6 protein-coding genes are annotated in these 12,975 nt (G+C 33.4%); 5 read left to right on the top strand and 1 reads right to left on the bottom strand.

From position 1 onward, the window contains the following. Window positions 1-209 precede the first annotated feature (209 nt). On the top strand, window positions 210-1,955 hold the full coding sequence (locus CLOLE_RS19180; RefSeq protein ID WP_013658780.1) for a hypothetical protein: 1,746 nt from the start codon (window positions 210-212) through the stop codon (window positions 1,953-1,955). A 9-nt stretch (window positions 1,956-1,964) separates the two neighbouring features. Beyond that, a complete protein-coding gene (locus CLOLE_RS19175) occupies window positions 1,965-3,488 on the top strand; it encodes an S-layer homology domain-containing protein (RefSeq protein ID WP_013658779.1) in 1,524 nt (507 codons plus the stop codon). Between the two features lie 72 nt (window positions 3,489-3,560). Here the strand turns inward: CLOLE_RS19175 and CLOLE_RS22170 are convergent, their stop codons facing one another. Next, window positions 3,561-5,465: a polysaccharide deacetylase family protein gene (locus CLOLE_RS22170; protein ID WP_013658778.1), complete on the bottom strand. Its 1,905-nt coding sequence runs from the start codon at window positions 5,463-5,465 to the stop codon at window positions 3,561-3,563. A gap of 918 nt (window positions 5,466-6,383) precedes the next feature. Between CLOLE_RS22170 and CLOLE_RS19165 the strand changes: the two genes are divergently transcribed. The 3 genes from CLOLE_RS19165 to CLOLE_RS19155 all read left to right on the top strand — a co-directional run bounded on the left by CLOLE_RS19165 (window position 6,384) and on the right by CLOLE_RS19155 (window position 12,952). Further along, the gene (locus tag CLOLE_RS19165) at window positions 6,384-8,621 is read left to right on the top strand and encodes a stalk domain-containing protein (RefSeq protein ID WP_013658777.1); all 2,238 of its coding nucleotides are present in this window, start codon (window positions 6,384-6,386) and stop codon (window positions 8,619-8,621) included. Between the two features lie 382 nt (window positions 8,622-9,003). Next, on the top strand, window positions 9,004-11,388 hold the full coding sequence (locus CLOLE_RS19160; RefSeq protein ID WP_013658776.1) for a stalk domain-containing protein: 2,385 nt from the start codon (window positions 9,004-9,006) through the stop codon (window positions 11,386-11,388). A 139-nt stretch (window positions 11,389-11,527) separates the two neighbouring features. Further along, on the top strand, window positions 11,528-12,952 hold the full coding sequence (locus CLOLE_RS19155; protein ID WP_013658775.1) for a copper amine oxidase N-terminal domain-containing protein: 1,425 nt from the start codon (window positions 11,528-11,530) through the stop codon (window positions 12,950-12,952). Window positions 12,953-12,975: the final 23 nt, after the last annotated feature.

Raw genomic sequence — 12,975 nt, 5'->3', positions numbered from 1 at the left:
TTATCCAGACATAATGAAGCTCATGATTAAGACCTGTCCCCATAAGCTAGTCTCCATAAGCTAGGCATGATTAAAGACCGGCATGATTAAAGACCTGTCCCTGTAAAACACTATAAAACAACATAATAAATTAAGACCTGTCCCTAAAGAAAGTAAAGAAGCAAGTCGATATAAATGTTAAGGTTAGTTTTACTTAGGAGGAATCAAAAATGGGAAAACGTTGGTGTTACATACTGGGGACAGTTATTTTAAGCGTTGGTATGGGTATGACAACATTTGCAGAGATACCTGCATATCTTACAGAATCAGAATACAATGATATGTTATATGATAATTATACAGAAGATAGAGGAATCGTCGTAGAAAATTATCCAGAGCTAGGATATTTAGTATATAAGAATAGCCAAGGTAGAGAGATAACTTGTAATTACTATAAAGATGAATTAGTAGTTGAAAAGCAACCCTACTATGAGATGGAGGATAGGATAGGATATATTGATGAGATGTTTCCTAATTTTGAATATGACCCTAGAGATTCATCTATAACAAGTATTCAAGCAGGTGACAGCATTTATATTAGATTAAATAAAGATGGAATTGCAACTTATATCAGCGCATACAATGACTATTTAGTGCGTTATGGTAAGGTTATTTCTTTCCAATATAATACAGGAGAAACAGCTGGTTTGCAGCTTCAAGATGACCAAGGAAACGTCTATGTTTATGATGTAGGACTTAATACACCCGTAACTAAAGGTAGTACATCAACTGCTTTAAGTGCAATTAAAACTGGAAGTTGGGTGAAAGTATTAGTTTGTCAAAAGATTTTAGGGGAAGGCATTATAGATGAGACTGTTCAAGAAATTGTAATTGATAATGATACAAGATATATTTCTAATATTTATAGGGGCCAGGTTACCTCTGTAGATACATTTAAGAAGGTGCTTAACTTAAAAAATGCTCAGGCATTAGGGAAAACTAATTGGGGAGCATATAATAGTTTACTACGTATAGGATTAGATACTACTAATGTAGCAGCTTACCTTATTGGAAATCGTGTATCGCTAGATTATGTAAGTAGAAACTTAAAAAATGCGGATGGATATGTGTATGTAGCAGCAGAAAACTATAAAGGAAAAGAAAATGCAATCAAGCTAAATTTCCAGAGTAAGCTTCAAACTACATTAGAACCGTCCCTAGTAACCTATGCTTCTGCAAATACGGTAAAATTATTATCGGGAGAAACCATTTATATTGCAGAAGATGCTATTGTAGTAAGAGATAAACGTTTAGTTGATGGTAACAGTATTATGGTAGGAGATACCTTGCAGGCTGTTGTTACTGGTGAGAACAAGCTGGCTATTGGAAATATATTGAGCGAGAAAACAACAGGTTCTTTAGAGGTATTTAGAGGAAGAATTAAACAAATTAAAGAAAGAGAGTCTTTCCAATTTGAAACTTTCTCATTACTACAAGATAATACATGGTACTATCATCCAACACCACATACTTTCTCAATAGATGCTAATACCAAGTTCTATACAGCAGAGGGTATTGTAGAAGATGGAATTGAGGCATTCCTAGATTATGGAGATAAATCAGAAGTAAGTAATGTGTATACAGTAGTGGCTATAGGTGATAAAGCTTATATGATTATTGATATGCCATATATAACAGAATCTGTTAAGGGACAGGTCTATAAAGCTGCTGATGGTAGTATTCAAATTAAAGATGCATATTATTACCATAAACAGCAAAAGAAATGGGTTCAATATAGCAAGAAAAATACAGGGGCTACCATTAATCTTCAGTCTAATACTGTTATTTTAAAGGATGGTAAAGTAGTTCCAGCCCGTAGCCTAGAAGAAGGCGATATCATCAGTGCCATGGTTGAAACTAACTTAAAAGATTCTGCAGGCGCGGTAAATGGTTATATCATCATTGTAGAGAACTAGGAGGTCAAAATGAAAAAAATACTAACACTGGGAATAAGTTTTATGTTATTTGCAACCTCGACCTTTGCAGCCGAAGGTGAGATGGGAAGCTTTGGTGGGATTACACCAGGAGTTAAATTAGAAACTTTAACTTCTATGGCGCAAACAAGTAAGAAATCCACTACGTCAAAATATACTTTACCTTATAAAGAGAATATTTATTTGACTGGCAAGGCAGAATTAGTAGAAGGAACAGTAACTATTTCGCCGGGCAAGGGTGTAGATAAAGAAAAAGCTGAAGGAACATATACTGAGAGATATGTTATGGAAGCTGCTAATACAGATGGTACAGTAAAGCTGACTAGAGATATTACTTTTGAAACGCAATACATATACGAAGCCAATAGAAAACAGACTACAAAAGTTACCAAAGCTAAAAAGTGGAAAGAAATTATTACAGTAAAAGGACAAAGCTATACCTTAGATAATACAAAATCTCAATACTCCAAGAGTGTACTAGAAGATGATACACCAGGTGTACTTTACTATAGAGGTGATGTACACTATGAAGCTGTTTATGAAGGGGTAGGGAATCCAGGAGAAGAAAAAAATATTGTGATAGCAGTTAATGCACCTATTTATGGTTATGAACAAGCATTTGCAAAAACAGAAACACAAAAGAGAGAGATAACCATAGATTTAGCTAGTGGTAAAGGCTATGCGGTAGAGGAAACACCAACAGTTACTGTATATAGAGATATACAATATGGGGCTAATGAACCAACTGCTATAAGCATGGCAGGAAACTACAAAGAAATTATCAGAAGCGAAGGTGCACTAAGTTATAATATTTTACAAGGTAATATTGGGTTATATGATGATGAACTATCTGGCATGATGAATATAGAAAGTAGCCCTACAGTGGAACAACTTTCTATACCGACATCACTCAATCTTAAAGGACATCCAGCAGAAACTCAAATTAAGAAAATGTATAGCATGAAGATCTTTGATGAAAATCCACTTACTTTTTCACCAAATCAAATTGTGACAAAAAAAGAATATGTAAAGATGCTTGTAAAAGCTCTTCAAATCCCATTGCCAGAAGAAAACAGCAAAAGTACACGTAGTTCCTCTAAAAAACAAGTAGAACCGTCCCCATTTAAAGACATTAGTGAAGGGGATAGTTATTATCCATATGCTGTTGCAGCTTATAAAGCGGGTCTAATTGATGGAGGATACTTTAATGGCAATACGAGTATGACCAGAGAACTTATGTATTTACTTAATGTAAAAGCAATAGGTTTAGAAAGACTAGGACTAGGAACTATGGATAGCTATACACCATTTGTAGACGATGGACAGATTTCTAGCTGGGCTAAATCTTCTATTTATGCAGCAAGTAATTTAGGTATTATTACACCTAGTAACGGCTATATACTTCCTAAAAAGTTAGTAACTAAAGCAGAGTGTGCCACTTTCTTAGATCAGTTAATTAATTATTTAAGATATGAATTACAAAAAGACTATAATGATAAAATGCTAATAGGTTAAAGAGAGAGAGGGACGGTTCTTAAATGTAGAATTTAAGAACCGTCCCTCTTTTTCTGTCCTTCTTTTTTTATTTTAATTCGTTAGTTTTTCAAGCGTACTAATGAGTTCTTCCGGAGACATAGTATTAGGAACATTAATTCGCTTTAAATTAGAAGCATCAAGAACCGTCCCTCTTTTTGCAAGTTTGGTAATTTGAAGATCGATGCCGAGTTCAGATAAAAGCTTTCTTGTGTAGCTGGTGTTACGAAATTGTGGGTAGGCTACCACAAATACATCGCGCGGCCCTAGATTCTTTTCTATAAGTCCTTTAGAACGTGAGATATGATATCGTACATCTTTTAAAGAAAGATAAGGAAGAGGGGTGTGATTATAGCCATGTGATTGAATATCGATTAAACCACTGTCCTCCATTTCTTTAGCAGCCTTCCAACCAAAGTGCCTTTCTGTATTCTCTTTTTCCATAAAATAGGGAGAAACGAATAGTGTAGCTGGAATATTATATTTCTTATAAATAGGATAAGCGTTTGTATAGTTGTTTAAGTAGCCATCATCCATAGTGATTAAAATAGGCTTTTCGGGTAAACCGCTTACTCTATTTATATAGTCGTAAAGTACTTTGAAATTAATAGGTGTATATCCGTTATCTATTAATGCTTTCATTTGAGCATCAAATAATTCTATTTCAACGCAGCTATTATTTTCCTCTGTAGATACCGTCTCTGCAACGGTATGATACATCAAAATAGGAATATATTTAGAATTATATACCATTTGGCTAGTAAGCGGGAAATCTCTCAAGCTACGTTCAGCACGTGAAAAGGCATTGTCATTTTGAATTGTTAAATCTATACTTTGCACTTCAGTTATTTCACCAGTACTATTATAGCCAAGAGCTTTAAATCTAGTTATGCCATTAGGCTCCGAAGTGGTATCTATTTTAGCTACATAAGGGTAATAGCTCTGCACAGATATCTCTTGGTCTTCTAATCTGTAGTGTATATAGCTAGTTTTAGAAGTGCTTATAGACTTTCCAGGTAAAATAGTTGATCCAGGTGCAAGGAGAATTTCTTCTGTGCCGGTAAGTATATCATAGCTATCCAAAAGTTCATAAGGAGAAGTAGTAGCTAAAGGCAGTTCCTTAAGTGTTAACCATGGCTCAGTTAATAATCTGCCATAGATGCTCTGGTATGTGGCATAGTTAGGATTTTTTTCTGTAAGTACAAAAGCATCTTGCAATCCAAAAGGTAATTTAATAAGAGGAGAAAAGATTGTTTGACATTCAGGATATTGAATGGCCAAAGTATAGTATAGAGCATTAATTTCTTCAGTAGTTTTTCTGATATTATCACTAGAGCTGTTGAGTAAGTTTTCCCTGATATATAGTTTTTTTGCGTCATTAAGGAAGTTATAGATAACATTAAGTTTCTCTAAATCGTCGGTGCTACTAATGTTGACACCTATACTAGAAATACTATCTAACTGGGTATATTGTTTGAGGCTTGATAAATCTAAGGGATAACAAATGACCTCAATATTGGAACTGTTTTGCAGGGCTAATAGAGAAGTAAAATCGTTGTAGAGATTCATATAAGTTGTTTCATCTATTTCATCATCAGGGATTAAAGAAATCGTTAGCTTAGGTACATAAGTGGCTAGTGAAACAAGCTCATTAACTACCTGATTAAGCTGCATGGGTTCATGTCCTAGAGAAATACTAATATTAAACACGTGAATAGGAGATGATTCTGTAGTTGTTTGCGTCAAATTGGATTTTAATTGCGATATTAAATCAGGTGTATAACTCAGTTGTGATTCCAATCTAAAAGTGGAAGTGGCATCTGCTTTTAAGCGCATAACTTGTAAAGTATCTTTTTCACTACGTGGGGGTAGGGAGAAAAGATAAATAGCAAAGCCACCTATTACAAGTAGTAAAAAAATAAGAATATATCTATGTTTAAGTAACTTGTTTATTAACATGATTTCCTCCGGTATATGTTATATGTATAGTTATTATATACGTTTAATATGTTTACTCATTCTTTTTATCAGTGTAGCTTATAAAAGTAAAGAATGAAAGAAGTTAAAATACTTTTTATAAATAAACTAGAAATTAGGGTAGTTTACCTAGGTAGTTTTATCAGAGTAAAAGGCATAAAATAGCAGAGCATAAACCGAGTAATAGTAGGAACAAGAAGGTAGAAGGATAAAAATTATTATGATAAACAGCTGAGTATAAATATATTACAAAAATGTTACAAATATTAATATAAATATTATTTGGAGGATAAGGCTAAGATACGAGAAAACCCTTGTATACCAAGAGATATGGAAAATAAAAACCTGTAATGTAAATAAATGTAAAATAATAAAGAATAGTTAAACTTAACTAATACCAATAAATGGATGTTGAAATTCTATGATTATCAATGTATAATGAAAACATCAAAGGAAAGATACCTTTGAAAGTTAGCGAAAACGCGAAAGAAGATAAAAATATTACATACATATTAAAAAATATTACAAGTTATTACAATGTATTCAAAAATGACTTTGCAATCACATCTATTCATACTAAACATAATTAAACAAAAATATAATTAAATAAGATAAAAATTAATATTTAAAATAATCATTAAGAAGAGCACTAAGCTAAATGTGAAGTTTTAAATACATCATTAATATTCTGGATTTTGATATTTACTTATCTAAAAAATAGAATATATAAGTATCACGCTAAGATGATTTGTCTGTAAATTATATAATTGAATAATGAAAAATTAGATTAGTAATAGAATGAAGACAACAAAGTCAGAATATCTTTCCTCCGCATAAATTTTTCGCTTATTAGGATTATGTTAATTAATACAATTTATATACATCAGGAGGACTTACATAATGAAATTACGTCAGAAATTAGCAGTAGCTCTTGCATCAGCAATGGTATTAACATCAGTACCAGTTGTAACAATGGCGGCATCAACAAATACATTAAACAGAGAAACAGTAATGGTTTCAGAAAATGCATCATTAACAGATGTAGCAACAGCACCACAACTTAAAATTGAATTAAAAGATTACGTAGCAACAGGAACAGCTAAAGATGTATTTTATCTTGAGCTTGAAAATGCTAAATGGAGTGAACTCAATGGTAAACTTGCTGTAGAAGATGCAACAGGGAACAAAACAGCATGGACTGAACCAACAGGTGTTACAGTAGATGTTATCAATGAAAAAGAAGCTAAGGTAGTAGTTGACGTGGCTGCTGGTTCAGCTCCAACACTTAGAATTCCTCTTTTAACAACAGTTAAAGAAGGTGATGCTAAAGTAACAGTTAAATCTTTCGGTTCATCTTCTACAGTAACAGGTGGAACTTATACATTTGCAACAACTAGCGAAGATATCGCAAAGGTTACAGTAGGAACAGATATTCCTTCATTCTACAAATCAGGTTCTATCGCTGATATCGTTCTTACAGAAGCAGTTGCAGGTGCTTTCAAAAATTCAGCAGGTAAAGATACAATTGAACTTACAATCCAAAACGATGACTTCTACTTCACAGGAGTAGGTACAGCTCAACTTAGCTATGGATTTGGTACAGGTACAGTAACAGGTATTGCTTCAATTAATACAAATGACTCTCAAGTATTAACAATCACATTACCAAAAAATCTTACACAAGATTCAATCGGTAAAATTACACTTACAGGAATTACTGTAGCATCTAAGGAAAAAACACCAGAGACAGGTGATTTAACTATCGATATTGATGGTAAAGCAGTTACTTCACAAAGCGATGTAGTAGTAGCAAAAGTAGCTGATTATGGTAATACACTTTCAGTTAAAGATGATAAAGCAGTAGAAATCGTAGCTGGTCAAACTAAAGCAGTAGAATTTACTCTTTCTGAAAATGTTGAAGACTCTATGATTGCAAACCGTGAAGTAGAATTTAAATTAGACAAAGGTTACTTTGCGTTAGAAGATGCTGATAAAAATGAAGCTAAAACAAAAGCTAACTTAATCGCAAGCATTAACTCTATCAAAAATGGTAAAACTACATTAACAAGTGACCAAATTAGTGCAGCTATTACAGGAACTATCGTAGAAGATAAAAAAGTAGTTGGTTTCACATTAAATACAACTAGCTCAGTTTTAGCAACAACTTCTATTGATAAAATTACTATCAATGCAGATGTAAATATGGGCTTAGAGGAATCAGGAGAAGCGACACTTGCAGTAACAGGTCGTGCAATCGGTGAAGAACTTACTAAAGTAGTAGCAACAGCTAAACAATCAATCGAAGTTAAAACAGAGGCAGCTGTTCTTAAAGTAGGTCTTAAAGGGCAAGAAGCAGGTAAAATCACTATTACTGAAACAGAAAAAGAAATGATCAAAAAAGGTAAAGATATCGAAATTACTTTACCAGCAGAAAAAGGGATCACATTTGCTGAAGCTCCAGAGGTTAAAGTAACAGGTGACCTTCAAATTGGTAAAGTTAAACTTGAAGATGTTACTAAAGATGGTAAAGTAACAGGTCAAAAAGTAACTATTCCTGTAACTCGTACATCTAAAACAGCTTCAATAATCGAAATTGCAAACTTCGTAATTGATACAGACCGTACAGTAGCAGAAGGTGCATATGATGTACAAATTGGTGGCGAAGCTTTAACAGCACTTAACGATACAATCGAAGCTACAGACTTCATCACAATTGGAACAAAAAATACAGAAGATTTAGGTTCAAATGGTCTTAGAAGAGGTACATCAACATTCGTAATTGGTGAAAGTAAATACACAGTAGATGGTGTAGTAAAAGAAATGGATGCTAAATCATTCATTCAAGATCCAGGTTACACAATGGTACCAGTAAGATATGTTGCTGAAGCATTCGGTGTAGAAGGAAATAATATCTTATTCTCTAATGGTGTAGCAACAATCTTTGCAGGAACAAGAACAATTCAATTAACAAACAATAGCGATATTGCAATTGTTAACGGTGCTCAAATCAAAATGGCTACAAAAGTAGTTATGAAAGATGGTAGAACATACGCACCAATCGGTGAAGTAGCTCAACTTCTTGGTGTATCTAAAGCATGGGATAACACAACAAAAACAGCTACATTTACAAATAAATAATAACTAAATAACTTACAAAGCCTTTAGCAAGTAGTATAGACTGCTTGCTAAAGGCTTTTTTACATTTATAATTTTATGGCAGTTTACATAATTTTATAAAAATAAAGTAAAGATGATAGGAGCATTAGGGGACAACAATAAAAAATTTAATTTTAAATCATAAACAATTTAAATAAAAAAATAAAAATATATATAGTCTTAAAGGTTTGATAATACGTTTGGTTTTGAAAATGTAATAAATTTACAAGAACGTTACAATTCTGTTTTGATTATTGCATCGTGTCATGCACACAGCTATAATAGGTATACCTGGTATAATTTACATAATTATATTAATTAACATAGAATTGTACCGGATATATTTACTTAGGAGGCTTACATAATGAAATTACGTCAAAAATTAGCAGTAGCATTAGCTTCAGCTATGGTAGTAACAGCTGTTCCAGTTGTAACTATGGCTGCTTCAACAAATGCTTTATTAAAAGAAACTATTAAAATCAAAGAAGATGGTTCATTCACACAAATCACAACAGCAAATGCTGTAAAAATGGCATTTAAAGATAATCAAGGTGCATCAAATGAAATTTTCTACTTAGATCTTTCAGATGCTAAATGGGAAGCAAAATTATTTAATGATGCAGATCATGCATTAAATTCAAACAATGAATTCCAACAAATTGGAACTACAGATGCTTGGTACTATGGTGCTAAAGGGGCAGCACTTGATCATACAAATGCTATTGCAAAATATGAATTACAAGATAAAAGCTCAATGAAAGTAACAGTATATGGTGCACAACTTTCTGGTACTAACAATGAAGTTGTACTTCCAGTATTAGCGACAATGACAGGTGCAGATGCTAAAGTAGCTGTTGTAACAAGAGGTGGTTCAACAACTGCTACAGCTAGTGAATGGGTATTTGCTACAGCATCTGAGAAAAAAGCTACATATAAAGTAGGTGATTTACCATCATTCTACACATCAGGTGAAGTTGCTGAATTAGTACTTACAGAAACATATACAGGATCTTTAGCAGATGGTGCTAAAATCACACTTGAAATTGCTGATAGTGACTTCAGATTTGAAGATTACGCTAACGTACAAGTAAAAGGTTCATATGGATTTGGAAATATGACATTTACTAACGGTACAGACTTCACAGTAGCTAAAGGTAGTGATGAAGGTTCAGTTGTAATTACTTTCAATGCATTAAGTGCAGCTAACAAAGCAGCTCAAGACTCTATGGGTACTCTTAAAGTAACAGGTCTTAAAGTTAAAGCTACTACAAAAACTCCAGAAGCTGGCGAATTATTAATCGATGTTAAATCTGATAATCTTGTAGATGCTAAAAATGATGTAGCATTCGCTAAAATTGCAGAATATGCAACATTTATTGAAATGAAAGATGAAAAAGCAGTAGAAATCGTTGCTGGACGTATTAAAGATGTTGAGTTCACAATTGGTGAAACTGTAGAAGATAGTATCGTTGGTGGACGTGAATTCGAAATCAAACTTGATAATGCAAATATCGACTACAGAACAATTATTGAAAAATATAGCAAAAATACTATTACATTACCATCAGGTGTTACAAGCTTTGATGAATTAACAAATAAACAAGTTAAAGCTTTAAATGGTCAGTTAGATGTTGCAGCTCTTAGAACAGCTGATTTATTAAAAGATAAAGTTGGTTCAACATCAAATGTTATCATTGATGAAATTGAATTTGCTAGAGACAAAGATGATTTAATCGATCCAACAACTTTAATTGTAACATTAAACACAGGTTTACAAACAAATAAGAATATCGATAAAATGACATTCAAACTTCCAGTTGCTGTATCTGTAGCTAACAAAGAAAAAGAAACAGTTAAAATTACAGCTGAAGGTCGTGCTCTTGAAACAGAAGTATCTACAACTGCTGTAACAATTGTTAACCCATTCAATGTTGAAACAGAAGCTTTAACTGTAAAAGTTGGTCTTCAAAAACAAAAAGGTGGTAAAATCACTCTTACTGAAACAGACAAAGATATGATCAAAAAAGGTGACATCACATTCGCAGTAGAAAAAGCAGATTCAGGTATCTCTTTCTCTGGTGATGTAACACTTGCTACTGAAGGCGGCATCAAAAATGTTGAGATTAAAACTGACAAAGCTGGTGAATCAACAACTGTAACACTTAACCGTACTTCAAAAGAAGCAGCTACAATCTCTGTAGAAGACTTCATCGTAACAGTTGATAGAACAGTTCCAGAAGGTTCATACGATCTTAAAATTTCAGGTGATGCTATCGATGCATATGGCGAATCAATCACAATCGAAGATTTCATCGTAGTTGGTACACCAAATACACAAGACATCACAGCATCAAACGGCCTTGTAAAAGGAACAGCTGTATTTGAAATTGGTAAAACAACATATACAGCTATCGATGGTACAGAAAAAACTATGGATGCTGCATCTTACATTCAAGATCCAGGTTACACAATGGTTCCAGTAAGATACGTTGCAGAAGCATTCGGTGTATCTGAACAAGATATCTTGTTCGGTAATGGCGTAGTAACAATCTTCGCTGGTACAAGAACAATCCAATTAACAAATGGTAGCAACATTGCTGTAGTTAATGGTGCTCAAGTAGCTATGGGTACAAAAGTAGCTATTAAAGAAGGTAGAACATATGCTCCAGTTGGAGAAATCGCAAGAATCCTTGGTATTTCTACAGCTTGGGATGCAACAGCTAAAACTGCTACATTCACAAATAAATAATATTTAAGATAATGAAAAGGCAACTCGAATTTGAGTTGCCTTTTCATTTGTCTTAAATACAATAATGAGTTATATTATAATATATATAGAATTTAATTTATATTTTAAATTAATGATTCAATATAAAGGAGAGGATAGCGTGAAAAAGATTATTTTAGTTGCTCTAATGAGTGTATTATGTATCTGTCCTATTCAACTATGGGCTAAGACAACGGCAACATTAGTTGAAGGTACACAATATATTCATATAGATGACAAGTGGGAAGATACTTATGAAGCACCATCAGTGTTAATTGACATTCAGGATGCCTATAAAAGAAAAGGACAGGTTGAAAGAATTCAGTTCTCTATAGATGGAGGAAGGTGGCTTTATAATGGAAGTATGAGCAGTCCTTTTGAGTGTCGAAATATTGACAAAAGAGATATTGCAATACAAGCTATTGGAGAACAGATTTTTGGATTTGATGTAACGATTCCTAACGATTTACAAGAAGGAGAAAATGTTAGTTTTAAGGTACCATTGCTATTGGAAGTAATGGCAGCAGATGTTAGGCTAACCATTAAGCCTGGGGCAGATGCAGAATTGATAGAAGAAGAGACTTTGTTAATAGGAACTACTTCAGATAAGAAGGTGACATGGCGCATAGATGAGGTACCAGAAATAGTCGGACAGGGCAATATGGCTACTATTGATTTTACAGAAGTAGTAAAAAATGCGTTATCTGAGAAAGAATTTCGAGTGACTTTTATAATAGAAAATAGCCAGTATGGTTTTGGCGAGTTTACATATGAGTCCAAGGAGGAATATGCTGACAACACAGTATACATGGTACCAACTAATAAATACTTAGAATATGGAGGGGGCTTCAAGGGGATAGCAAATACTTTCAAAGTAATTGTCCCTAAGGGCACACGCCAGAAAGTAGAAGTTGTTATTAAAGGAGAAGTGGCTTCTTCGATAGGAAAAATCAAGCTTAAAAATATGCCTGTTGTAAATTTAAACACAACTTATAGTGAGCAAGCACTTTTTATGTCCATTCAAGGAATGGATGTAGTTGATAATAAACAACATGTTAAAGTAGCCGAAATAGTACTCAAAAGCAAAGAACAAATAGAAACAGAGAAACAAGCAGAAGAAAAAGCTAAGCAAGAAGCAGAAAAACAAGCTGAAGTTTTAGCGGAAGCACAACGAGGTGCACACTTTAAGGTAGGAACAAGCTACTACACAGTAGATGGTGAGAAGTTCGAGATGGATGGCGAGACTTTTATACAAGCGCCGGGTTACATAATGGTACCTCTAAAATATGTTGCCGCTGCTCTAGATATAGATGAGGAAGACGTACGTTATGCGGGAGGAAGTATTTTCATTAATTATAATTATAGAAATATAGAATTAAGACCAGGTAGTGATATTGCTATTGTTAATAAAGCATCCATTAAGTTAACCACTCCGGTTGTCATAAAGGATGGAAGAAGCTATGCACCGATTAGTGAAGTTGCAAAATTATTAGGGATTAAAAAGCAATGGGATGCTGAGAATAAAGTAGCTATATTCAAAAGATAGAATTGATTCAATTTAAATTACAT

This window comes from Cellulosilyticum lentocellum DSM 5427, from assembly GCF_000178835.2.
Taxonomy (GTDB): domain Bacteria; phylum Bacillota; class Clostridia; order Lachnospirales; family Cellulosilyticaceae; genus Cellulosilyticum; species Cellulosilyticum lentocellum.
Note: the sequence above shows the minus strand (reverse complement) of the source record. Positions and strands in the feature narration are given on the sequence as shown.